Source organism: Dietzia sp. SL131 (genome assembly GCF_026672565.1).
Lineage (GTDB): Bacteria > Actinomycetota > Actinomycetes > Mycobacteriales > Mycobacteriaceae > Dietzia > Dietzia kunjamensis.
Genome location: NZ_JAPPRI010000003.1, coordinates 828813 through 852491, shown reverse-complemented (window position 1 = coordinate 852491; position 23679 = coordinate 828813). Strand labels below are relative to the sequence as shown.

At 64.7% G+C, this 23679-nt stretch carries 19 protein-coding genes and 1 pseudogene; 9 read left to right on the top strand and 11 right to left on the bottom strand.

Annotated features, from left to right (window positions below; translation table 11 throughout):
- The first annotated feature begins 8 nt into the window (after window positions 1-8).
- The 4 genes from OVA21_RS04845 (at window position 9) to OVA21_RS04830 (ending at window position 4491) form a co-directional block, all read left to right on the top strand.
- Window positions 9-1949 (top strand): heavy metal translocating P-type ATPase, encoded by a 1941-nt coding sequence (locus OVA21_RS04845; RefSeq protein WP_096905717.1) that lies wholly within the window; start codon window positions 9-11, stop codon window positions 1947-1949.
- A 5-nt stretch (window positions 1950-1954) separates the two neighbouring features.
- A complete protein-coding gene (locus OVA21_RS04840; protein WP_173674769.1) occupies window positions 1955-2551 on the top strand; it encodes a CueP family metal-binding protein in 597 nt (198 codons plus the stop codon).
- Between the two features lie 67 nt (window positions 2552-2618).
- On the top strand, window positions 2619-3920 hold the full coding sequence (locus tag OVA21_RS04835; RefSeq protein ID WP_096905718.1) for an APC family permease: 1302 nt from the start codon (window positions 2619-2621) through the stop codon (window positions 3918-3920).
- 163 nt (window positions 3921-4083) lie between these two features.
- Window positions 4084-4491, top strand: coding sequence for a four-helix bundle copper-binding protein (locus OVA21_RS04830; RefSeq protein WP_063973295.1), 408 nt, complete (start codon window positions 4084-4086; stop codon window positions 4489-4491).
- Between the two features lie 1249 nt (window positions 4492-5740).
- On the opposite strand, the gene OVA21_RS04825 is transcribed toward OVA21_RS04830, so the two are convergent.
- From OVA21_RS04825 to merA, 7 genes are all read right to left on the bottom strand, one after another.
- The gene (locus OVA21_RS04825; RefSeq protein WP_096905720.1) at window positions 5741-6523 is read right to left on the bottom strand and encodes a recombinase family protein; all 783 of its coding nucleotides are present in this window, start codon (window positions 6521-6523) and stop codon (window positions 5741-5743) included.
- Between the two features lie 216 nt (window positions 6524-6739).
- Window positions 6740-7336 (bottom strand): cadmium resistance transporter, encoded by a 597-nt coding sequence (locus OVA21_RS04820; protein WP_096905721.1) that lies wholly within the window; start codon window positions 7334-7336, stop codon window positions 6740-6742.
- The gene (cmtR, locus tag OVA21_RS04815) at window positions 7333-7692 is read right to left on the bottom strand and encodes a Cd(II)/Pb(II)-sensing metalloregulatory transcriptional regulator CmtR (RefSeq protein WP_096905722.1); all 360 of its coding nucleotides are present in this window, start codon (window positions 7690-7692) and stop codon (window positions 7333-7335) included. The genes OVA21_RS04820 and cmtR overlap by 4 nt, the downstream gene beginning before the upstream one ends.
- Before the next feature lie 164 nt (window positions 7693-7856).
- Window positions 7857-8111: a recombinase family protein gene (locus OVA21_RS04810; RefSeq protein ID WP_241728303.1), complete on the bottom strand. Its 255-nt coding sequence runs from the start codon at window positions 8109-8111 to the stop codon at window positions 7857-7859.
- A gap of 140 nt (window positions 8112-8251) precedes the next feature.
- The gene (locus OVA21_RS04805) at window positions 8252-9652 is read right to left on the bottom strand and encodes an IS1380 family transposase (RefSeq protein ID WP_096905723.1); all 1401 of its coding nucleotides are present in this window, start codon (window positions 9650-9652) and stop codon (window positions 8252-8254) included.
- Between the two features lie 489 nt (window positions 9653-10141).
- Entirely contained in the window at window positions 10142-11497 is a 1356-nt protein-coding gene (locus tag OVA21_RS04800; RefSeq protein ID WP_069388925.1) for an IS256 family transposase, read from the bottom strand.
- Between the two features lie 24 nt (window positions 11498-11521).
- Complete coding sequence (gene merA / locus OVA21_RS04795; protein ID WP_268091911.1) at window positions 11522-12859, bottom strand: mercury(II) reductase; 1338 nt, start codon at window positions 12857-12859, stop codon at window positions 11522-11524.
- Window positions 12860-12964: 105 nt separating this feature from the next.
- On the opposite strand from merA, the gene OVA21_RS04790 reads away from it, so the two are divergent.
- Window positions 12965-13354 carry a heavy metal-responsive transcriptional regulator gene (locus OVA21_RS04790; RefSeq protein ID WP_096905725.1) on the top strand — a complete coding sequence of 130 codons (390 nt, stop codon included), beginning with the start codon at window positions 12965-12967 and terminating at the stop codon, window positions 13352-13354.
- A gap of 367 nt (window positions 13355-13721) precedes the next feature.
- The gene (locus OVA21_RS04785; RefSeq protein ID WP_143337691.1) at window positions 13722-14363 is read left to right on the top strand and encodes a hypothetical protein; all 642 of its coding nucleotides are present in this window, start codon (window positions 13722-13724) and stop codon (window positions 14361-14363) included.
- A 20-nt stretch (window positions 14364-14383) separates the two neighbouring features.
- On the opposite strand, the gene OVA21_RS04780 is transcribed toward OVA21_RS04785, so the two are convergent.
- Window positions 14384-15739, bottom strand: coding sequence for an IS256 family transposase (locus OVA21_RS04780; RefSeq protein WP_069388925.1), 1356 nt, complete (start codon window positions 15737-15739; stop codon window positions 14384-14386).
- Window positions 15740-15806: 67 nt separating this feature from the next.
- Here OVA21_RS04780 and OVA21_RS04775 point away from each other — a divergent pair.
- Both OVA21_RS04775 and OVA21_RS04770 read left to right on the top strand, forming a co-directional pair.
- Window positions 15807-16271: pseudogene (locus OVA21_RS04775) on the top strand (CHAT domain-containing protein); the annotation flags it as partial.
- A 117-nt stretch (window positions 16272-16388) separates the two neighbouring features.
- Entirely contained in the window at window positions 16389-19217 is a 2829-nt protein-coding gene (locus OVA21_RS04770) for a DNA methyltransferase (protein WP_096905729.1), read from the top strand.
- A 230-nt stretch (window positions 19218-19447) separates the two neighbouring features.
- Here OVA21_RS04770 and OVA21_RS04765 read toward each other — a convergent pair whose 3' ends face one another.
- Window positions 19448-20890 (bottom strand): IS481 family transposase, encoded by a 1443-nt coding sequence (locus tag OVA21_RS04765; protein ID WP_069390199.1) that lies wholly within the window; start codon window positions 20888-20890, stop codon window positions 19448-19450.
- A gap of 350 nt (window positions 20891-21240) precedes the next feature.
- Between OVA21_RS04765 and OVA21_RS04760 the strand changes: the two genes are divergently transcribed.
- Window positions 21241-21459 (top strand): hypothetical protein, encoded by a 219-nt coding sequence (locus tag OVA21_RS04760; RefSeq protein ID WP_096905730.1) that lies wholly within the window; start codon window positions 21241-21243, stop codon window positions 21457-21459.
- Window positions 21460-21627: 168 nt separating this feature from the next.
- Here OVA21_RS04760 and OVA21_RS04755 read toward each other — a convergent pair whose 3' ends face one another.
- Together OVA21_RS04755 and cbiE are read right to left on the bottom strand one after the other, a co-directional pair.
- On the bottom strand, window positions 21628-22410 hold the full coding sequence (locus OVA21_RS04755; RefSeq protein ID WP_096905731.1) for a cobalt-precorrin-4/precorrin-4 C(11)-methyltransferase: 783 nt from the start codon (window positions 22408-22410) through the stop codon (window positions 21628-21630).
- Window positions 22407-23651: a precorrin-6y C5,15-methyltransferase (decarboxylating) subunit CbiE gene (cbiE, locus tag OVA21_RS04750; RefSeq protein ID WP_268091910.1), complete on the bottom strand. Its 1245-nt coding sequence runs from the start codon at window positions 23649-23651 to the stop codon at window positions 22407-22409. Before cbiE ends, OVA21_RS04755 begins: the two co-directional genes overlap by 4 nt.
- Window positions 23652-23679: the final 28 nt, after the last annotated feature.

Below are 23679 nucleotides of genomic sequence, written 5' to 3'. Positions count from 1 at the left end.
TCTGGATCATGCTCGTTTTGGCAGTGCCGGTGGTCGGCTTCAATGACATGTTCGCCGACCTCATCGGCTACCAGCTGCCGGAGGCCGGCTGGGTGTGGTGGGTCTCCCCCGCCCTGGGCACGGTGATTTATCTCTGGGGCGGTCGGCCGTTCCTGACCGGCGCGCTGTCCGAGCTCCGCGCTCGCCAGCCCGGCATGATGCTCCTGATCGGCCTGGCGATCACGGTGGCGTTCATCGCCTCCTGGGGCGCTACCCTGCGCATCCTGGATCATGAGCTGAACTTCTGGTGGGAACTGGCCCTGCTGGTGGTGATCATGCTGCTGGGCCACTGGATCGAAATGCGCTCCCTGGCGCAGACCACCTCCGCGCTCGACTCCCTGGCGGCGCTGCTGCCGGATGAGGCCGAGAAGGTCGACGATGACGACGTCGTCATCGTCTCCCCGGCCGACCTGGTGGTCGGCGACGTGGTGATCGTCCGCCCCGGTGCTTCTGTGCCCGCCGACGGCACGATCATCGACGGCTCGGCCAGCATGGACGAATCCATGGTCACCGGCGAATCCAAGGCGGTCCGCCGCGGCATCGGCGAGCAGGTCGTCGCAGGCACCGTGGCCACTGACTCCGGCCTGCGCGTGAAGGTCTCGGCGACAGGGGACGACACCGCTCTGGCCGGAATTCAGAAGCTGGTGGCCGACGCACAGGCATCCTCCTCGCGGGCCCAGCGCATCGCCGACACCGCGGCCGGCTGGTTGTTCTGGTTCGCCCTCGCATCGGCCGTGATCACCGCGATCATCTGGAGCGCTCTCGGGTTGCCGGACGCGGGTGTGGTGCGCACGATCACCGTGCTGGTCATCGCCTGCCCCCACGCGCTGGGATTGGCGATCCCGCTGGTGGTCTCCATCGCCACCGAACGCGCCGCCCGCGGCGGCGTACTGATCAAGGACCGCCTCGCGCTCGAGTCGATGCGCACCGTCGACGCCGTCCTGTTCGACAAGACCGGCACCCTGACCAAGGGCGAACCCACCGTCACCGGAATCGAATCAATAGACGGGCACACCGCCAACGAGGTGCTTGCCCTGGCTGCAGCCGCCGAGTCCGACAGTGAGCACCCGCTGGCCAGAGCCGTGGTCGGGGCCGCACAGACCCGCGACCTGACCGTGTCGAAGGCGACCGACTTCTCCTCCTCCCCGGCCGTGGGCGTCAAGGCCACGGTGAACGGCACCGTGGTCGAAGTCGGCGGCCCCCACCTGCTCGATCAGCACGGACGCAATGAACTCCCCATCGCCGACCAGTGGCGAGGCGAGGGCGCGATCATCCTGCACATCCTCGCCGAGGGCCGGGTGATCGGCGCGCTGCGGCTGGCCGACGAGATCCGGCCGGAATCCCGGGACGCCGTCGACGCCCTGCATGCCGCCGGAGCCCAAGTCGTCATGATCACCGGCGATGCTCGCGCCGTGGCCGACACCGTCGCCGCCGAACTCGGCATCGACCGGGTCTTCGCCGGGGTCCGGCCAGAAGACAAGGCCGCCAAAGTCGCCGAACTGCAGTCCGAAGGCAAGAAGGTCGCCATGGTCGGCGACGGGGTCAACGACGCGCCCGCACTGGCCCAAGCCGACGTCGGCATCGCCATCGGCGCCGGGACCGACGTGGCGATCGGCTCCGCCGGCGTCATCCTGGCCTCATCGGATCCCCGCTCTGTGCTCTCGGTCATCGAACTCTCCCGGGCGAGCTACCGCAAGATGAAGCAGAACCTGTGGTGGGCCGCCGGCTACAACCTCGCCGCCGTGCCCCTGGCCGCAGGTGTCCTGGCCCCGATCGGATTCGTACTGCCCATGGGCGTCGGCGCCATCCTCATGTCCGCCTCCACCGTCGTCGTTGCTCTCAACGCGCAGCTGCTGCGCCGTCTCGACCTCCGCCCGGACACCGTCACCACAGCGATGCAACGAGGATGAATCCGATGAACACCACCCACTCCACTCGGAGACGAGCCGCGATCGCGCTCGTTGCCGCCGCTGCCCTGACCCTGACCGGCTGCTCGCCCGGGCCCGCCGAAAATGCAGTACCCAACTGGCCTCCCGCGTCGTTGGAGCACTACGACCTCGCCGGCCTCGACGCACCCCAGATCATCAACACGCTCGACACCATGCCGGTGGCCGACAGGCCGAACGATCTGATCGCCTCGGTGCAGCCGACAGAGCTGGTCTTGACCAGTGGCGATGAGAGCCTCGAGACGATTCCTATTCCAGAGGACCAGTTCTATCTGTCAGTGGCTCCGTATTACACGAGCACCCACCCCTGCCGATTCCACAGCCTGACCACTTGCCTCGGCGAGATCGCCAACGAACAGGTGCACGTCACAGTCACCGATAACGCCTCCGGTGACACCCTCATCGACGAACCGCTCACCACCTACGACAACGGCTTCCTCGGGCTCTGGCTACCGCGAGGCATCACGGCCACGCTCACCATCGACCACGACGGCAGAACGGCCACCGCTCCGATCTCCACGGGCGACGACGACCTCACCTGCCTGACCACTATGCAACTCGCCTGACATCCCCACTCGCGCCGATATCGCCACCGACGCGGCCACCCACCGGCAGGAAGGTAGTGCGGTCAGCATGGACCACAGCACACAGTCCCAAGACAAGCTCACTCTCACCGGATCCGTCGCGCTGGGAACCGGGGTAATGATCGGAGCCGGCATCTTCGCCCTGGTGGGCCAGGTCGCGGAATTGGCCGGCGGCTGGGTGCCGTGGGCGTTCCTCGCCGGCGCGGTGGTGGTGGCGTTCAGTTCCTACTCCTACATCCGGTACTCGGCCACCAACCCGTCCTCGGGCGGGATCGCGATGCTGCTCAAAGCCGCCTACGGGCCCGGGGTGGCGGCCGGCACGTTCTCCCTGTTCATGTACGTGTCGATGATCCTCGCCGAGTCCCTGCTGGGGCGGACCTTCGGCACCTACGTGCTGCGGCCGTTCGGCATGCAGGACTCCTCCCTGTGGGTGCCGGTGCTGGCAGTGTTCGCCATCGCCGCCGCCGCGCTGGTCAACCTGGTGGGCAACCAGTGGGTCGAGCGGTCAGCCACCGCTACCGCGGCGCTCAAGATCGTGGGCATCGCGGTGCTGGCGATCGCCGGCATCCTGGCCGCGGGCGTGTCCTCGCTGGGCCGACTGTTCACCGTCGCCGAACGCACCCCACCGGAGCACGGCTGGATGGGCTTTCTGGCCGGGGTGACCCTGTGCATCCTGGCCTACAAGGGCTTCACCACGATCACCAACCAGGGCGCGGACCTACGGGACCCGGAGCGCAACATCGGCCGCTCCATCATGATCTCCATCGCCCTGTGCACCGTCCTCTACCTGTTGATCACCGTCGCAGTAACCGCCAGCCTGACCGTTCCGCAGATCATCGGGGCCCGCGACTACGCCCTCGCCGAGGCTGCCAAGCCGATGTTCGGATCCTGGGGCGTCACGCTGACCGTGATCATCGCGGTGGTGGCGACGCTGTCAGGACTCATCGCGAGCTTGTTCTCTGTCTCCAAGCTCTACGACATGCTCCGCGACATGGGCCAGGTGCCGGGCCTACCCGGGGCTGGCGGACACCAGTCGCTCTACATCACAGCCGGCCTGGCGATCCTCATGGCAGCCTTCTTCGACCTGTCACAGATCGCCTCCCTGGGGGCGATCTTGTACCTGGCAATGGACATCGCCATCCATTACGGGATCGTCCGACGCCTCAAGGACGACGTCAATGCCAAGGCGTGGATCCCGTGGGTCGCGATCGTCCTCGACGTCGCAGTGCTCGTACCCTTCCTCCTGCTCAAGGCGCAGTCCGACCCACTCACGCTGGGCATCACCGCGATCGTGGCCCTAGTCATCATCACAGCGCAGTGGATCACCGTGCGTCACCGCTCCGCACAATGATCCGCCCTTCTGCGAAAAGCCGCTACAACGGGTATTGGACGCTTGTTATTACAAAGATTCTGCGAAGGTCGAACCGAGGGACTGTAGCCAGTTCTGCGCATCAGTAGCGTCGGCGTTAGCTGGGCGCCTCCAGCGACGACTCGGAGAAGAAGGGAGCACATCGATGTCTCACATCACTTCAATGATCGAAACCCACCCCAACGACGCTTCCGGCATAGACGTGCAGAAGCTTGCCGACTGCATCGCCGCGTGTCTCGAATGCGCACAGACTTGCACCTCGTGCGCTGACGCCTGCCTGGCCGAAGAGATGGTCGCAGACCTACGGAACTGCATTCGCCTCAACCTTGACTGCGCCGATCTCTGCGCAACCACTGGCAAAATCCTCAGCCGTCGCACCGGGCAGAACCTCGCCACGGTCAAGACCACGCTCGAGGCATGCCGGACAGCATGCGCAGAATGTGCCACCGAGTGTAAGAAGCACGAGGACATGCACGAGCATTGTCGCGTCTGCGCCGAAGCCTGCCGCAAATGCGAACAGGCCTGCACCGAACTCCTGTCCGCGATCAGCTAACGATCAATGCCCGGCCTGGTCGGTCGTACGACAATCGACCAGGCTGGGTCACCCGCCGATATCCAGACCTTATGTCAAGTCAGCCTCCTCCCCGTAGGTGAACCTGGTAGATGGCGCTTCACCAGAACGTCCCGGGATAGGTCGGCCCCTTGCCGGGCCGACTGCCCACCACGGGCATATCCAGGAGGCCACCGAGTTTGACCCGCCCGCAGCACCCCACGCATTGAAAGGGGCGCGGCGAGTCAGGGCGTCCCGTGAACGTGTCGCGCGAGTTTGGAGTGAACACCACTAGGGAAGTCGATCGGAGGAACCTAACGGTACACAAGTGGTAGCCGTCTCTTCCATCGGCTTGTATGGTGCCCACATGAGTGACTTCGAGTACAGGGGCGACTGGAACAATCAGTGGAATTTCATCGAGAAAAGCACTGGGATGGCCTATACGTACAATCGATTCGACGACGATTCGTTCGAGTTGGACACGGGCGACCGTCTTATAGTCACTCAGGCGAATAGTACTCGTTTCGTGTGGTCACTCAGAGAAAACAGAAATATAGAGTGGCTTTAGCTTCCCTTCGCCTAGTCGCGGAAGAAGCGCGCTGCGGGGAAAGCTCAAGAGCCGGCGACGTCAACTAGCGTTCTCCCCACGACCGTGACAGTCCGGCCTGGATCATCTTCCATGGATGAAACGTTTGCTCGGGAGGCCCGGTGACCTCATGCCAAGGGACCGGACCCCACGCAGGTGTCGCGATTGACGATCACCAAATGCGGTACGTGTTGCGCCTTCCCAGCGTCAGTTCCGACAACTGCACGATCGAACTATTCGATCACGTCTTCCGTGGCGTACACCTCGGGAATGGGGTGACGCTCCCCGGCGAGGTGAGCATTGAGTTCGACCCCGGCTTCCAATTGGTGTCGCTCGGCTCTGCGCTCGGCGTCATACTCGGAGGGATGGCCTCCGCGTGAGTGTGCCCCGCAGGGGCACCTCCAGTGATAGAGGGCCCGCGTCTCGGGCTCAACTAGCTTGCGAAGGAAGTTCTTGACCATTTGTCTCTCCGTCTCTGGCGTAATCTTCGATTCTATCGTTGGGGTGCTACCACCAATTACGGTCTGCGCTCAACCGGCACTCGCTGAGCGGAAACTTGAGGACTCGCGCGGCTCAGGACGACGTCTGACTTATCCGCGCTGTCTCGTTCACGTGTAGGTCCGGCTTCGTCATGCTGGGGACGGGCTACCGCTACACATCAGCTATCTACGACTGCGGGCGCTGAAGTGCGCGATAGAGCGTGGAACGGCCCACTCCGAGGTCCCGGGCAATGGCCGATGGCCCCTCCCCCGCCTGGATGTGGGCGCGGGCCTTGTCGATCTGCTCCTCGGTCAGGACGCGTTTGCGGCCTTTGTACTTGCCCTTCGCCTTGGCGATGGCGATGCCCTCGGCCTGGCGTTCACGGATGATGGCGCGTTCGAACTTGGCGAACGCCCCGAGAAGAGAGAGCATCAGGTCGGCGCGAGGATCCTGGGCGCCAGCTGCGTAGGTGGCCCGCTCGTGGACGAACTCCACACTCGCGCCTTTTCCGGTGATCTCGCCGACGATCTGTTTGAGGTCGACCAGGGATCGGGCGAGCCGGTCCATCGAGGCGACAACCAGCTCGTCACCATCTCGCAGATACCTGATGCATTCGGCGAGCTTCACCCGATCAGCACGCGAGCGAGCCGACTGCTTTTCGACATAGACCCGGTCGCACTCCCCCACTGCCTCGAGCTGACGCGCCTCGTTCTGATCGGCGGCCGACACCCGCACGTACGCCACTCGCTGCCCACGCGGACGCGAGGCCCGGCGAGCCGACTTCGGAGCCGGCTTTGGCTTCGCATTCCGCTCGATGACGTTCTCCGAGTCCGTCGACTCCACCCGGAAGTTCCAACCCAACTCATCCCGGCGACGGAACCGAGTGCGCACGCTCCCGCGGCTGACGATGAGCACCTCCTCGTCACCGTCACCCGAGCGGCCCCGCAACGTCCCGATCCGATCAGCCATCAGAAGACCCTTTCGCCCGGTCTGCGTGTCAATACATACTAGACCCGGCGGGACGCCGTTTCATAAGTATCGAACCGAACCCTGTGGACTTGATCGCTTTGTGGCGGTCTTCTGTCGGCTACTTTTTGGCGGCGACGTACCAATCGGGCGTTCTGTCGGAAGGGTTAGAGCGAGTCGGCGGCTCACGAGTGTGCGGTGGGGTTTGAGTCGGTTTTGTCAGAGTCCGAATGCTCCGCCGCTGATCAGGATGAAGGCACCTAGGCCGATCAGGACTATCGGGAACAGGATGTGTTCCCAGCGCTCTAGGACTTCGGCGATAGGTCGGCGGGTGGCGACGAATTTGGCTATGCCCACCAGTCCCGCCACCAGCACTAGGAACACGATGCAATAGGCGACCACGGCTCCTGGGCCCACGTTGAGAAAGACGGGGACGTAGACGCCGATGTTGTCTCCACCGTTGGCGAAGGTTACGCCGGCCACGGTCCACACGGCGACGTTCTTGCCCTCGATCTTTTCGTCGTCGTCATCATCGTCCCCGCGCCAGGCATGCCACGCGGCCCACAGTCCCAAGCCAAGTGGGATCAGGCCGAAGTAAGGGATGGCCTCCGGGGGCAGGAAGGCTCCCGCGCCCAGGGAGACGAGCACAGCGGCGCCAAGGATGCCGGCGAATCCAAGGTATTGGCCGACCAAGATGCGTGCGGTGGTTCCGCGTTGGCCTGCTCCGCGGGCGAAAAATAGCGACAGGACGATGATGTCGTCGATATTGGTGGCAACGAACAGGCCGATCGCCTGCAGGGCCGAGGACAGGATCACGCCTGGACCTCCGTGGCGTGACAACCCGGCACTGAGCAGTCGGGCTCCAAGCAGGGGGCATCTTCGTTGACGGCGAGGGTGACCTCGACCAAGGAGGATAGCGACCGCGCCAAGTGCGGGTCTGCGATCTCATACCGGGTCTGGCGTCCTTCGGGCACTGCGACAACGATCCCGCAGTCGCGCAGGCATGCTAGATGGTTCGACACGTTCGACCGCGTCAGCTCCAAGATGCGGGCCAGCTCTGCCGGATAGGCCGACCGCTCGAGCAGGATCAGCAGTATCCGGGACCGTGTCGGGTCGGCCATCGCCCGTCCTAACCGGTTCATTACATCCACACGAGAAGCAATAGTCAGCACTTGCTGAACTATACAGCGTCTACTGAACTACTGCGAACGCCTTGAAAACCTAAAGGTTGTCAAGACACTTAATCTCGTCCAGGACTACGGCCAGTTTTGAACAGGTTTCCTGGCGCTACAGGCACCCACCGGAGTCTCACTAAGTCGTCTTGACGTAATTTGTTTCAGAGCCGGCTTCGGTAGGGATTTGTGGGGCAGAATCGGGCTATGAGGCATCTGGGGTACACCACGACCGTGTCGCCGGACTCGACGTAGTCCAATAGCCGCTTCATCCCCGGGCGTTCGATCGCGGTCCGGCTACCCGAGGTCACATCCGCGAACACATCCCGCTTCTGCACCCCGGAATCCACGAGTGCATCCAACTGCAACTGCGCGTCCTGACTCGCAGTGCTCACGCGGGTGTACCCCAAGAGCCTCACCCCGCTGATTCACGGGCCGGTGTGACTGCTGCTGTCGGGTGACGGCGGGCTTGTTTTCGCGTAAGGGCGTGCGGGGGTGCCGGCTGGCGCTGCCGGTGGGCGGGTCTCCGGGTGGTGATGTCGAGGGCGGGCAGGTGAGATCAGGCTGGTTTGGGGATCGCGGCGATCTTGTTGAACGCGGCGACGATGGCGGTGGCCCAGGGCCACGTTTCGGGGATCTTCACCCGGCGTCGCCGGCCGCTACGGGTCAGCCGGGCTGCGACGTGCAGGAAGCGGTAGCGCAGCGCTTTGGGCTCGCACAAGGCCAGAACCGCAGCCTCGCCGGTACAGGCCAGCATCCGTGTCCACGCCACCAGATCTGCGGCGAGCATCACCGCCACCAACCAGGCCTGGTTGAGCGCGAACTCGCGTGAGGGCAGACGGCCAAGACCGGTGTCCTTGGCGTGACGGATCCGGTCCTCTACCCGGGCGTGCGCCCGATGCCGTGCTTCAAGAAACTGCAGTTGCCCGGTGGTGGTGTTGGTGGCAAACGCCTGGTAGCGCCACCCGTCGATCTCCTCGAACATCGACAACTGGGCGCCGGGGTGGGGTCGTTCGCGGCGGACGATGACCCGCATCCCGTCTGGCCACTTGGCGAGCATCCCGGGAGCGAGAAATCCGGTCAGCTCGGCAACCTCGGCCCCGTCCCGGATGTCACCGGAGGGATTGAGCGCTGGTCCCCACGCGGCCTCGGGGCAGGTCACGATGGCCCGGCGAATCGGGGCGGTGATGGAGAACCCGACCGAGTACTCCACCCGTCGACCACGGACGCGGTTCTGCTCGGTGATCCAATCCAACAGGTCGTGAGAGGCGCCGGCGCCGTCCGAGCGGATCAGCAGGTCACGCCGGTGAGCAGCGGGGATCTGCGCGATTGCCTGGCCCAGGACGTCGATGTGGTCGGCAGCGGTGTTGGAGCCAGCATTGCCCGGGCGCAAGCTCGCGGCGAGAAACTCTTCTGTGTTGTCGCACCACACGCCGATCGGGTGGTAGCCGAACGTGCGCTTATACGTCGGAGCTGCATGTTCCTTCTCGCTGTGGGTGACCACGATGGTGGCATCCACATCGAGCACGACCGTCGATCCCAGATCCCGCCCCGCACACGCCGATGCGGGCACCCCGCCGGGCAGGTGCGACCACACGTGCCGCCGGGTGCGGGCACGCGCGACCTGGATCTTCTTGCGCTTGCCGGCAGTGACCTCATCGAGCGTGCGCCACACCGTCGGCGCCGACGCCACTGGGCCCAGGGCCCCGGACTGGTGGCGCAGGACGCCGATGTCGGAGATGGACTCGCCGCCATCGGCGAGCATCACCGCGGTATCGATCAGCACACGGCCGCGGTCGTGGATCGGGATAAATTGTCGGCGAGCCATGGCCCCTGACAGCTCGGCGGTCAGACCGACCTGATCAGCCAGAAGTCGAGGCGCGATGGCCCCGGCGTGGGCGATCACCCCGACACCATCAGCAGTAACGGACAGACCGGCCGACCACGAAGTACGCTTCACCTACCGAGTGCTTTCTGCTGGAGAACATGGAACCTTAGACAAGTCCCAGTTTCCCCTGTTCAGGAAGCACTTCGGTCTATTTTCGCCCAGCGATCCGCAGATCCCCGTGAATCACCGGGGCTCATGACATGATTATGACTCACAAACCCCTACCGAGCACCACCCTGCGACAGTTCACGGTGAGACGACTTCGCGAGAGGCAGAAGGTGCCCATCGGCCCATGAAGCGGTCTCGGCGTCCGGTCCCCGCCTGGTGTCTCATAAGACTGTAGGTTTTTAAGGCACATTCACGGCGCCAGGCGGGCCGCCGCGGGAGCCCTCGTCCACCCCGCTGGGGCCGCGGGTTTCAGGCGCAGCATGACGTCGGCATCTGGTTTCGGAAGAGGCCGGCCACGATGCGCAGGCTTTCGCTCATGGTCAGGTACGGCGCCCAGGTGTCGGCCAGAGAGCCTGTCAAGATAATTGTGTGAGTTTTGGTTAGTGATGTCTGTCACATGTGGGGGTCGAAGCGTTCCGGGTAGGCCAGTGCGAGTTCGGCCAGTGCGGCTCGCCAACCGTGGATGGTGGCGCCTTCGACGAGTCTGGGGATCGATTTCCGGGGGCCTGCGTGGCCGTCTGCTCGGCGTTGAGCGTCCTTGGCGCGTTCTCGGTCTCGTCGGTCCTCGATGTTGCGTATGGCTAGCCATAGCAGCTTGATCGCGGCGGCATCGCTGGGGAAGTGCCCGCGGTTCTTGGTGATCTTGCGCAGCTGGTAGTTCAGCGACTCGATCGAGTTCGTGGTGTAGATCAGCTTGCGTGTGGCTGGGCCGAAGGCCAGGAACGGGATGAACCGCTCCCAGGCGGCCTCCCACGACCTGACGGCGGTGGGGTACTTGGCGCCCAGCGGCGATTCGGCGAAGGCCTCCAGTGCGGCTCTGGCGGCCTCGGCGTTGGCGGCGGTGTAGATCGGCTTGAGTGCCTTGGCCACGTTCTTGCGGTCGCTGTAGGACACGAACCGCATCGAGGCCCGGATCAGGTGCACCACGCAGGTCTGCACCTCGGCGAAAGGCCAGGTCGCGGCAATCGCCTCGGACAGTCCGGTCAGCCCGTCGCAGGCCACGATCAGGACGTCTTTGACGCCGCGATTGGCCAGTTCGGCGCACACGCTGGCCCAGAACGCCGCGCCTTCCTTGGCCTGCACCCAGATGCCGAGCACGTGCTTGACGCCCTCAAGATCGACCCCGACCGCGATGTGGGCAGCGCGGGTCTTCACGTGGGCTCCATCGCGGATCTTGATGTGGATCGCGTCCAGGAACACCACCGGGTAGAACGCCTCCAACGGGCGGTGCTGCCAGGCGGCGACTTCGTCCAGGACCGCGTCGGTGACGTTGGCGATGGACTCGTGCGACAGCTCCACCCCCAGGGTCCGCGCGAGGTGGTGCTCGATCTCCCGGACGGTCATTCCGCCGGCGTACAGCGAGATGATCTGGTCCTCCAGCCCGCCGAGCCGGCGGGCGCCCTTCGGGACGAGCTGGGAGGCGAACGAGCCCTGCCGATCGCGGGGCTGATCCAGTTCCACCGGGCCGACCTCGGTGGCCACGGTCTTGCGCGAAGTGCCGTTGCGGTGGTTTCCGTCCCCGCCACGGGCGTGGGCATCGCGGCCCAGATGCTCGGTCAGCTCGGCGCCCATGCCCCGCTCAAGGACGGCCTTGAGCATCTCGTTCAAAAAGCCGTCCTTGCCAGTCAACTCCAACCCTCGCGAACGGGTCTCGGCGAGTACGTGATCAATCAGCGCATCCGAGAACACCTCCCGGCGAAGCCCAGCAGCATCTGATACATCCGTAGCGTCGTGGTCGTCAACAGCCATAGCGTTCATGATTCCTCCTCCGGATCAACTCACACAGACCATCTGACACGCCCCGGCCAGATCGTCGACGGTCATGCCGCTTTTGATGGCGTAGGTGGCCGCCAGCATGATCTCCCCGGCCCCGTCCGCCAGAGCGTGCACGCCCAGAACCTTGCCGCTCACGGCGTCGGCGACGAGCTTCACCGCCCCGCGGGTGTCGTGCTGGACGAGCGCCCGGGGGACATCGGACAGGTCCAGGACGCGGCAGTCGCACGCGTGCCCTCGGGTGAGGGCCTCGTCCTCGGTCAACCCCGCCGAGGCCAGCTGGGGCCGGGTGAACACGACCGCAGGAAAGCCGGCGTAGTCGACCCGAGCTGCCGGCGGGTACCTGTCCTCGGTCAGGGCGTTGAGCGCGGCGGCCCGACCGCCGGCGGCGGCGGCGTAGACGTACTGGGGAGCCCCCGAGACGTCACCGGCGGCCCAGACGCGCGGGTTGGAGGTGCGCTGGGTCTGGTCGACCACGACGAAGCCGCGCTCGTCCACGTCCACACCGGCAGCGGCCAGGTTCAGGCCGTCGGTGCGGGGCAGGCGTCCGGTGGCCACCAGGACCTGCGCGCCGCGCACCTGTTCGCCCGAGTCCGTGGTCACCACCACCTCTCCTGCGGGGCCTAGTTCGCGGGCCACAGTGGTCGCGCGCTCTTCGACCACGGTGATGCCGTCGTCGGTGAAGACTTCCCGAAGTTTCTGGGCCAGCTCCGGCTCGGCGTGCGGCGCCAGACGCCCGACCACAGAGACCCGGGTGCCGAGGTGAGCGAACAGCTGGGCCTGCTCCATCCCGACGTACCCGCCACCGATAACGACCAGGGACTCAGGCAGCTCGGTCAGCTGCATCGCGGTGGTGGACGTCAGCCGGTCCACAGAGTCGAGACCGACCACCTCCGGGATGGCGGGGGTGGCACCGGTGGCGACCAGATAGGCCCGGGCCCGCAGCGCCTGGCCGTCGACGGCCAGGGTGTCCCCGTCCAGGAAGCTGGCCTGGCCTGGGCGGACCTGGAAGCCGTAGGCAGCGGCCACATCGGCGTACTTCGCATCACGCAGGCGCTCGATGAGTGCGTCCTTCTGGGCCACCAGATCGCCGAGGTTCACCGGTGCGGCTGACGTTGGGGCACCTTTGAAGGGATTGGTGAGCGCGGCGTGCCGGGCCCCGGCGGCCGCCAGGAGCGTCTTGGACGGCACGCAGCCGATGTTCACGCACGTCCCGCCCAGAACACCGCGCTCAACCAGCACGACGCTCTTACCGGCCTGGCTGGCCGCGATGGCGGCGGACATCGCCGCGCCTCCTGAGCCGATCACGGCCAGATCGACGTCGTAGTCCACACCCATTTGCCCACCTTCCTTCGCGTGACCCCTCTTCAGCGTCCATAGTGGACGTTCCAGCGCAGGGGAAGGTCAAGGCGAACATGGACGAGAGCCGAGAAAGGGGCCACTGTGCGCATCGGTGAGTTGGCCGTGGCCAGCGGCACCACAACCAAGACGCTGCGCTTCTACGAAGAAGCCGGCCTACTACCTGCGCCTGAGCGCACCGCCAACGGATACCGCGACTACACCCCTGCGGCCCTGGCGCGCCTGGACTTCGTTCGCCGCGGCCGCACCGCTGGGCTCACCCTGGCCCAGATTCGCGAGATCCTCGACATCCGCGACGCCGGAGTCGCACCCTGCCAGCACGTGCACGCCCTGCTCGAAGCCCACCTGGGCGACCTGGACCGCCAAATCGCCGACCTGCAAGCACTGCGACACACCGTCGCGCACCTTCACCACAGTGCCACCTCCAGCGACCCCACCAAATGCGACACCACGACTGTCTGCCGCTATCTGTGACCAGACCGGTGCTCGCGTGTATCGCCATGAGCAGATGCCGCCACAGAGCGTCGACAGAACCCCGCCATATAACGGCGAAAGCCACAAACTAGACCCTGTGGCACAGCAGCGATGGTCGGAGGCTTATCGTCCCGCACGGGTGTACCCCAGAGCGACAGTATTTGCGTCTTCAGGAGCTGTGAAAACCCGCCAAATGAAGTTGCGAGTCACAGTACGGCTACCCCACGGGGCACTATCACCGCAGCCTGTTGCCGAACTAAACCCCGCTGTCATCTCAAGCTGCGGCAGTCCTGCCGCAGCTTGTACAGAGTGCGTGTCAGAGGCATCTCGTACTCTCGTTTCAGGCAGGTAGCAGCGAGAGGACGCGATGAGCAGAAGTGACACCATCCGGTCAGACATCAGTCGGCTGGAGACCAAAGGGGCCACACTCTCACGTGACTTAGCCAAGCACCAGGACGCAGCAGTAAAAGCAGACGCTGCGGCTAGCAAGAAGCGCGCGGAGGCGGCTCGAACGAAGTCCGAACCCACTCGCAGATCAGCGGTCGCGGCAGCGGAGCGAGAAGATAGAAAGAAGGTCGATGCGCTGAGAAAAGCGGCGGAGGTCGAGAAAAAGATCGCGGCCAATAACAGGGCCATTGGCCAAAAAAGTACCGCGCTGACCGGTGCGTTGAAGTCCGAACAGACCGTGCAGGACCGAGCTGCCGACAAGCGCCGCAGGACCGAGCTGCAGCATGCTCGTCAGGTCGTGCAAGCCTCTCGTCCTACCAGTGCGATCCGGTATGTCCAGGTTGCCCCGCCCCAGCCAGAAATCCTGCGCGTGCTGTTCGTGACCGCGAACCCCGAGGCAGTTGAGAGAACCGTCGAGCATCCGGACGGATCGGTTGAGACCACTGGCGTATGGCTCCGCGTGGACTACGAGGTGCGGCAGGTCCGAGAGATGCTGAAGAAGTCGAAGTATCGTGAGCTGGTCACGATCGAACACCTAGAGCCTGTCAAGATAATTGTGTGAGTTTTGGTTAGTGATGTCTGTCACATGTGGGGGTCGAAGCGTTCCGGGTAGGCCAGTGCGAGTTCGGCCAGTGCGGCTCGCCAACCGTGGATGGTGGCGCCTTCGACGAGTCTGGGGATCGATTTCCGGGGGCCTGCGTGGCCGTCTGCTCGGCGTTGAGCGTCCTTGGCGCGTTCTCGGTCTCGTCGGTCCTCGATGTTGCGTATGGCTAGCCATAGCAGCTTGATCGCGGCGGCATCGCTGGGGAAGTGCCCGCGGTTCTTGGTGATCTTGCGCAGCTGGTAGTTCAGCGACTCGATCGAGTTCGTGGTGTAGATCAGCTTGCGTGTGGCTGGGCCGAAGGCCAGGAACGGGATGAACCGCTCCCAGGCGGCCTCCCACGACCTGACGGCGGTGGGGTACTTGGCGCCCAGCGGCGATTCGGCGAAGGCCTCCAGTGCGGCTCTGGCGGCCTCGGCGTTGGCGGCGGTGTAGATCGGCTTGAGTGCCTTGGCCACGTTCTTGCGGTCGCTGTAGGACACGAACCGCATCGAGGCCCGGATCAGGTGCACCACGCAGGTCTGCACCTCGGCGAAAGGCCAGGTCGCGGCAATCGCCTCGGACAGTCCGGTCAGCCCGTCGCAGGCCACGATCAGGACGTCTTTGACGCCGCGATTGGCCAGTTCGGCGCACACGCTGGCCCAGAACGCCGCGCCTTCCTTGGCCTGCACCCAGATGCCGAGCACGTGCTTGACGCCCTCAAGATCGACCCCGACCGCGATGTGGGCAGCGCGGGTCTTCACGTGGGCTCCATCGCGGATCTTGATGTGGATCGCGTCCAGGAACACCACCGGGTAGAACGCCTCCAACGGGCGGTGCTGCCAGGCGGCGACTTCGTCCAGGACCGCGTCGGTGACGTTGGCGATGGACTCGTGCGACAGCTCCACCCCCAGGGTCCGCGCGAGGTGGTGCTCGATCTCCCGGACGGTCATTCCGCCGGCGTACAGCGAGATGATCTGGTCCTCCAGCCCGCCGAGCCGGCGGGCGCCCTTCGGGACGAGCTGGGAGGCGAACGAGCCCTGCCGATCGCGGGGCTGATCCAGTTCCACCGGGCCGACCTCGGTGGCCACGGTCTTGCGCGAAGTGCCGTTGCGGTGGTTTCCGTCCCCGCCACGGGCGTGGGCATCGCGGCCCAGATGCTCGGTCAGCTCGGCGCCCATGCCCCGCTCAAGGACGGCCTTGAGCATCTCGTTCAAAAAGCCGTCCTTGCCAGTCAACTCCAACCCTCGCGAACGGGTCTCGGCGAGTACGTGATCAATCAGCGCATCCGAGAACACCTCCCGGCGAAGCCCAGCAGCATCTGATACATCCGTAGCGTCGTGGTCGTCAACAGCCATAGCGTTCATGATTCCTCCTCCGGCTCAACTCACACAGACCATCTGACACGCCCAACACCTACCCGCCGCGACCACGTATGACCTCCTTGAAGGCCTCAACGAACACCGGCCCCACGTCGTGCACTTCTCCGGACATGCCAATAGTCTCGGCTTGCTCATGGAGAACGACGCTGGGACTCAAGTGGGAGACGGGCTGGACTTCAGTTTGCTCGCACGTCTGCTCGGCGCCACCGACGAGCCTCCGCGTCTAGTAGTCCTCAACGCCTGCGAGAGCTTGGCCGGAGCTGAGGATCTACTTCAAACGATCCCTACCGTGATTGCGATGTCGGAGGCAATCGACGACGCCAGCGCAGTTGTCTTCGCAGCAAGGTTCTATTCAGGAGTTGCATCCGCCCAGTCCGTTGCAAGTGCACTGGAACAGGCGAAGGTAGCGATGGAAGCTGCTTCGTTGGATGGATCGCACGTCCCCGAAGCTCGAAGCAGGGACGACGTAGATCTGGAAACGCTCGTTTTAGTTCGACCACCGACCTAAGCGGTATTCCAAGGGCGCTCTACCGTATGTCTAGGAGCGTTCACGGTCCGCACCGTTCCGATCAAGCATTTGTGTGTCGGAACAGTGAATCGGCCCATGTAGATCAGGAGTGTGTGAGTGTCGGCGACGACGTTGGACCGCGGCCAGATTCGTCAACAACTGCAAATCTTCTCGACCCACTGGTCTGAACGCATTGCTCAGTGGCGCAGCGACAAAGTCACTGGGACCGAGTCGAGCTTCGCCCAATCATTTTGGTCTGACCTTCTCGCCTGCTTCGGCATTAACGCCGCTCGCATCGACTTGTTCGAGCGGGAAGCTACCCGTGCCAGTACTGGAAACAAGGGCTCGATCGACGTCTTCCAGTCCGGGGTGTTCATCGGCGAAGCCAAGTCTCTCGGCGTCGACCTGGACAAGGCCCAAGCCCAGGCCCAGGATTACCTCGCGGGCGGTTCCATTGGACAGCACGAGTTCCCCAAGTACGTGGTCGTCACCGACTTCGAGCGCATCCGCATCGACCAGCTCGGAGAGGGCGAGAGTCACGTCGAGTTCACTATCGACCAGGTGCCCGCACACCTCGATGAGATGCTGTTCCTTGCAGGGCACGAAACCGTCACGCGGCGCGAGGAGCAGGACGCCTCCATCCATGCCGCGCAACTGATGGCCCAGCTCTACGAAGCGATGGTCGGTGACGAGGCCGATCAAGACATCGACGTCGATTTAGTTCTCACCGGAGATCCCGCCGATGAGGACGCCAGTGTGCAGCGGGCCTCGATGATGCTGACCCGCATCCTGTTCCTGCTTTACGGCGACGACGCCGGGCTCTGGGAAGCGGACCTGTTCCACCGGTGGGTCGAGCAACGCACCGACGCCGACAACCTCGGCGCACAACTGCACTCCCTGTTCGGTGTGCTCAACACCCCGACCAGCAAACGCAACAAAAATCTCGGTGACCTGCTTGCCCGTTTCCCTTACGTCAACGGTGCCCTGTTCGCCGATGCTCTGCCGCTGGAGTACTTCACCCCCGCCATGCGCGACGCGCTCCTAAAAGCGTGCCGGTTCAGGTGGACCCGGATCTCCCCAGCCGTGTTCGGCGCGATGTTTCAGCTCGTCAAAAGCAAAGAAGCGCGACGCGAGGCCGGGGAGCACTACACCTCCGAGACGAACATCCTCAAGACCATCGGGCCGCTGTTCCTCGACGACCTACAGGCCGAGGCCAACCGACTCTGCGATAACAAGTCCACCAGCGTCAAAGCACTACGCGAGTTCCGCGACAGTCTCGCTACCCACGTGTTCGTCGACCCGGCCTGCGGATGCGGGAACTTCCTGGTGGTCGCCTACCGCGACCTGCGACGGATCGAAACCCAGATCATCCGCGAAATCCGCACCCGCGAGGGGCAAACCGGTATGGCACTGGACGCCACGCTGGAAACCAAGGTCACCATCGGTCAGTTCCACGGCATTGAGATCAACTGGTGGCCGGCCAAGATCGCCGAAACCGCCATGTTCCTCGTCGATCACCAAGCCAACCGTGAACTCGCCGCCGCCGTCGGCCAAGCTCCCGAACGCCTACCGATCGCGATTACTGCCCACATTCACCACACCAACGCTCTCCAAATCGACTGGAAGGACCTCCTTCCCGTACCAGCCGGAAACACCTACGTATTCGGTAACCCGCCGTTCCGTGGGGACGGTCGGGAGCAGGACCAGCTGCGCGATCTACAAGCTGCGTGGGGCGAGGACAAGCAGCTCTCTCGCATGGACTTCGTGACTGGGTGGCACGCGAAAACTCTCCAGTTGTACGCCAGCCGGGCCCACGGCGAGTGGGCGTTTGTCACGACGAACTCGATCAGCCAAGGGGACCAGGTTCCGCGCCTATTTGAACCGATCTTCGACGCTGGTTGGCGGATCAAGTTCGCGCACCGCACTTTCGCCTGGGACTCTGAAGCGCCAGGCAAAGCAGCTGTGCACTGTGTCATCGTCGGTTTCACCCGAGACCGTAGTGCCAAGCCTGAGCTCTGGGACTATCCCGATGTGAGGGGCAGGCCCACACCGCGCAGCGTCTCAACGGGAATCAATGCGTACCTAGTGGACGGCCCCAACGTTCTAGTCACGAAGGCTGCTGCACCGATTTCACCGGAGGTCGGCAGGACTGTTTACGGGTCGAAGCCGACCGATGACGGGAATCTGATCGTGGAGGTCGACGAGTATGACGAGGTCATGGCTGACCCCATTGCAGCGAAATACGTGCATCAATTCGTCGGAGCGCGTGAGTTGTTGCGTGGAGAAGACCGCTGGTGTCTGTGGCTCGACGGAATGAACCCGGCCGACGCAAGTCGGTCTCAGATCTTGAAGACGCGTATCGAGCGGGTACGCGACTTCAGATCGGCATCGCGAGCAGCTAGTACTCGTGACTTCGCGCAGTTCCCCCATCTGTTCCGTCAGCGTGCCAAGCAGGATCTTCCCTATGTGTGCATCCCCAGGCACGTTAGTGAAAACCGGCGCTACTTTCCGGTGGCAAAGTTCGGTCCAGAGGTGATCGCTGGCGACGCAAACTTCACTCTCAAGGACCCGGACAACCTCCAGTTCGCCCTGATCTCATCGTCGATGTTCATTACTTGGCAGCGAACTATCGGTGGGCGAATCAAGTCTGATTTGCGCTTCGGAAGCACGCTGACTTGGTACACCTTCCCCGTGCCTGAACTCACGGACAGGGACAGGAAACGAATCATCGAGGGCGGCCAAAAAGTTCTGGATGCTCGAGCGCAGCATCCAGACCGAAGTCTGGCGGATGCCTACAACCCGTTGGCGATGGACCCGGTGCTCGTGAAGGCGCACGATGCTTTGGACCGGGAGGTTGACCGAGTTTTCGGTGCGTCTCGGAAACTCAGCAACGAACGGCAGCGGTTGGAACTCTTGTTTGCCCGGTACGCCGAGCTCACCCACTAGCCCACTAGGCCCCTAGGGCATTAGGACACTGTGGGCTAGGTAGCTAGTGACCTAGGTTCGGGGCTCCCTTGGCAGATAGGGCCAGTGGGTACGCCTAGTCCGGCGATCCGGTGTGTTATCTCGCAACATCGTGGACACCGGATCTCGACTCTTCGGTGACAGCCGATCTCACGACTTCGTGCACGTCTACCAGGCATCGCGCGTTGCCCCGTTGGAGTTGGTGGCCGGTGTCATCGACCGTCCCCAAAGACTTCGGGGACAGCCTCCTGACGCCGAGCGAACTCTGCTTCATGTTCGGCAATCTTCCGCGCCCACTGTGCGGTCGGGTTGGCCACGTGAACGCCTCGGATGGCGTAGGAGGCGACGTGCCGGCCGCGGACCCGCAGCGCCACCATTGGCAGCGGGAAAGACATGACGACCTCGCCGGTGGTGATGTCGGACAGGAGAAATTCGTCGTCGGTGATGGTCCGGTAGAACTCGCGTCCGCCGAACGTGGTCGGAAGACGCACGGCGTACCCGTGGTAGTAGACCTGCCGGTTCGCTGCCGTGACCTCAACGACCGTTTGGTCTGCGGCCTGCTCCATCGCGTCGACGCTGGGCGGTTCAGGCAGCACTTGCCCTGACTTGGAGACCGTTACCGTTGCACGCCCGATCTGTCGTTGGCTCAAGCGTCGAGCCTGCCGATACTGGGAGGCCTTTGCTTGGAGCACCTCCATGCGAATCGGTTCGACCGCAGGGGTGTGGTCGAGTAGATCCCACGCAGTCCGTGGCGTGGCCTGGTCCAGAGCCTGGTGCGGGCGGCGGTGGTTGTAGTGCTCGCGGAACCTGGTGATCCGCTCGCGCAACTGCTCCAGCGTGCCTGGACGGTTCGCATTGAGAAACCGGGTCATCGTCTGGTGTGAGCGTTCATTCTTGCCCTGCGTGGTGGGCCTTCCCGGCAGGCCCGTGATGGGCATGGTGCCTCTCGAGGCGAGGAACACCTCCACGTTGCCGATCCTGCCACCGCGTAGCTGGTTGAACGCAGACGAGTTGTCTGACAGCAACTCCTGAGGAGCGCCGTGCCGCTCAATCGCGTCCTCGAGTACACGTTTAGCGTCGATGCTGTTCTCGTGCCGGCTATGGGCCCACGATCCGACGTCGTAGCGGGTCGCGTCGTCGAGCACCTGATAGACGGTCGCAGTTGTGCCGTCAGCGAGGCGATACTCGAACGCGTCCAGCTGCCACAGCGCCATCGCTGTGGCGCGGACGAACGGGATGTAAGACGACTTCGGTCGCTTCTTCGGGGCCGGGTCGACTTGCCCGACTGCGGACAGCAACCGGCCGATGGTCGCCACCGACGGAATGAAGTCCCCGGGGAAGGCGTCTTGCATCGCGGCCTCGTAGTGGATCGAGCGTGGGCCGTAATCCCATCCATCCTTCTTGAGACGCTTGCGGATCCCGACGATCTCGTTGACCACGTCTGGGCCGTACCGCCGAGCCGGTGACCGTGGCGCTCGAGAGCGAGGATGCAACGCCGCCGTCGACTCCTGGGCCGCGCGGGTGCGCACCTTGTAGAACACGCTGCGCGAGATCTTCAAGGACCGGCAGAACTCGGTCACGGACAAGGCGTGCGGTTGGGTCGGGTCGTAGTTGATGATCGAGGCCCGCGTGCGCGGCGACAGTGAATTGGACATGACCGCCACACTCGCCCAGCCCACGCCGATTCCTGTGCACGATGTGGTGAGACAGCGTGTCCACGATGTCATGAGATCGTGTGTCCTCGAAGTGATGAGACAGGACACACGAAGTCGTGAGATCGGCTGTCACCGAAGAGTCGAGATCCGGTGTCCACGATGTTGCGAGATAACACACCAACTCGCCGGACCCGCGGTACCGACAAGCCCTATCTGCCACTCCCTGGCCGCGATCGGTCCCTCATTTACGACTTCCTCGACCTAGAGGGTTTCTACCTGCACTTTCGTTGGCGTGCTGCACCGGCATGAGTCGCCGATAGGGTCACCGACCTACAACGAAAGGAGGTGAAATGGAGACCATCGTTTATTCGTTCATCGCACTCGCGTTGATGCTCGTGGTCGTCGCCGCTGTTTACGGAGGAGTGACCGTGCACAAGGCGGCGAACGGCACCGCGTCCAGTGGTGAGCTGGCAGTCGGGGCCGTTCGTGTCGCAGGCATCATCGCGGCCGCGAGCCTGGTCGCGTTCGCGACCAGCTACACGGCGACATTCCTGTCGCAGTTCGGCTGAGTCACCCAAGGGGCGCCCCTGCGGTCTGACGACTGCGGGGGCGTCGTCGTTGGTTAAACTAAACGTCGGACTGGTTTTCGTCGGTCCCCCCAGCACCCGCCCTACGGATGTGCCGATAATGTTGGGTTATGTGAAATTCCCTGGTCAGCGCTCGGGCGCCGGCCGCGTTCAATCCCCTCCGAGCGTATCGGCGACACTCCGCCGCTTCGACTCACGCTCGGGATTCGAGGCGTACAGCCACGATTCCGCTTCGCCCGGCCTGACCAGCGCGCGGCCGACCATGATCACAGCAGCCTGCCTCAGTCCGGCAGCCTCGACCGCGTCCGCGATGTCAGCGAGAGTGCCGCGCAGCTCCACGCGGTGCGGGCGGCTCGCGTTGGCCACCACGGCCACCGGGCAGTCGGCGCCGTGCGTGGGGATCAGCCGCTCAGCGAGTTCGCGGGTACGGGTGATCGCCAGGTGCAACACAAGCGTCGCGCCGGTGGCGGCGAAATTCTCCAACGACTCAGTCGACGGCATCGCCGTCGATCGCGCCTGAACACGGGTGAGCACCACCGACTGAACCACTTCGGGAACCGTGAGCTCCACGCCCAGCTCGGCGGCCGCGGCGGCATAGGCGGGAACACCAGGAACTACATCCCACGGAACGCCCGCCGCGTCGAGTCGGCGAGTTTGCTCGGCGAGCGCCGAGTACAGCGACGGGTCACCCGAGCACAGCCGGACCACCTCGAGACCCTCTGCGTGAGCGGCGACGATCTCGCCGATGATCCCATCCAAGTCCAGATGTTGGGTGTCCACCAACCGGGCCTCGGGTCGGCAGTGGTCGAGCACACCGTCGTCGAGATACGTCCCCGCGTACAGGCACACGTCGGCGGCGGCAAGCGCCGCAGCCGCGCGCAGCGTCAGCAGGTCGGCGGCGCCGGGGCCGGCTCCCACGAAGTGAACGGTCACGAGCTCTCCCCTGTCTCCGAAGTATCAGCCGCAGCGACGAAGGGCTTCACGGCCGCCCACTGCACCACAGCCCGAGCTGGCGCCCAGCCAGTGAACCGGCCGATCGAGTCCGCGTGCTCGACCTGGATCCTGGTCAGCTCCCCGCCGAATTCGGCGCGGGCGTCGACCACCACGCGCTCGGTCTCCAGGGTCACCGCATGCGCGACCAGCCGTCCGCCGGGACGAAGCGCGTCCCAGCACTGTCTGAGCAGGCCAGGGGCCGTGCCGCCCCCTCCGACGAACACCGCATCCGGCCGCGGAAAACCCTCCAAGACCTCCGGCGCACGACCGTGGACGACCTCCAACCCGGGCACGCCGAGCGCGGTCGCGTTGCGCTCGATTCGCGCGGCCCGCCCGAGATCAGCCTCGATGGCGATAGTCCGGCAGGACGGGTGAGCGCGCATCCACTCGATGCCCACCGACCCGGCGCCGGCACCCACGTCCCACAGCAGCTCTCCGGCCGAGGGCGCGAGCCGGGAGAGGGCAGAGGCTCGCAGGTCGCGGCGGGTGAGCTGGCCGTCGTTCTCAAAGACGTCGTCGGGCAATCCCTGCGCCAGCCCAAGCGGCCGGGCGGACGCGTCGGCCACGCACTCGACGGCCAACACGTGCAGGGCGGGGGCCCCGTGGTCGACAACCCAGTCGCGCGCCGGGCAGCTGAATCGCGCTTCGGCCGGGCCCCCGAGATCGGACAGAACGGTCATCGCGCTCCCCCCGAAGCCGGCGCCAACAAGCATCGCGACGACCTCTCCCGGCGTATTCCGATCGGCCGAGAGCACCAGCAGACGTCGCCCCGGTGCCAGTTCACGACCGAGCGCGCGGTGGTCGCGCAGCACCGCCACGGACTCGGCCGGCCACCGCATCCGGGCGCGGGCCAGCGCGACCGAGGACACCGCCGGGAGCACCTCCACCGCGTCCGCGCTCAGCACATCGATCAGGGTGGTGCCGATCCCGGCGACCAGCGGATCGCCCGAGGCCAGGGCCACGATCGACCGCCCGCGGAACTGCTCGAGCAGCTCCGGCAACCCGTCCCTCAGTGGCCGCGGCCACGGCACTCGTTCGGCCGGCACGTCGCCCGGAATCATCGCCAGATGACGCTCACCGCCGAGCACCACCTCGGCGCCCAGGACGGCGCGACGGCGGGCCTCGTCGAGCCCCGCCCACCCGTCGCCGCCGATGCCGACGACCACCACCCGTGCATTCATGACGCGGAACCCTACCGCGACACCTGAG

Bases quoted from the DNA above. Each gene is read 5' to 3' on its own strand.
- OVA21_RS04845 (WP_096905717.1), top strand. From the start codon at position 9: ATGCTCGTTTTGGCAGTGCCGGTGGTCGGCTTCAATGACATGTTCGCC.
- OVA21_RS04840 (WP_173674769.1), top strand. From the start codon at position 1,955: ATGAACACCACCCACTCCACTCGGAGACGAGCCGCGATCGCGCTCGTT.
- OVA21_RS04835 (WP_096905718.1), top strand. From the start codon at position 2,619: ATGGACCACAGCACACAGTCCCAAGACAAGCTCACTCTCACCGGATCC.
- OVA21_RS04830 (WP_063973295.1), top strand. From the start codon at position 4,084: ATGTCTCACATCACTTCAATGATCGAAACCCACCCCAACGACGCTTCC.
- OVA21_RS04825 (WP_096905720.1), bottom strand. From the start codon at position 6,523: ATGGCTGATCGGATCGGGACGTTGCGGGGCCGCTCGGGTGACGGTGAC.
- OVA21_RS04800 (WP_069388925.1), bottom strand. From the start codon at position 11,497: ATGGCTGTTGACGACCACGACGCTACGGATGTATCAGATGCTGCTGGG.
- merA (WP_268091911.1), bottom strand. From the start codon at position 12,859: ATGGGTGTGGACTACGACGTCGATCTGGCCGTGATCGGCTCAGGAGGC.
- OVA21_RS04785 (WP_143337691.1), top strand. From the start codon at position 13,722: ATGAGCAGAAGTGACACCATCCGGTCAGACATCAGTCGGCTGGAGACC.
- OVA21_RS04780 (WP_069388925.1), bottom strand. From the start codon at position 15,739: ATGGCTGTTGACGACCACGACGCTACGGATGTATCAGATGCTGCTGGG.
- OVA21_RS04765 (WP_069390199.1), bottom strand. From the start codon at position 20,890: ATGTCCAATTCACTGTCGCCGCGCACGCGGGCCTCGATCATCAACTAC.
- OVA21_RS04760 (WP_096905730.1), top strand. From the start codon at position 21,241: ATGGAGACCATCGTTTATTCGTTCATCGCACTCGCGTTGATGCTCGTG.
- cbiE (WP_268091910.1), bottom strand. From the start codon at position 23,651: ATGAATGCACGGGTGGTGGTCGTCGGCATCGGCGGCGACGGGTGGGCG.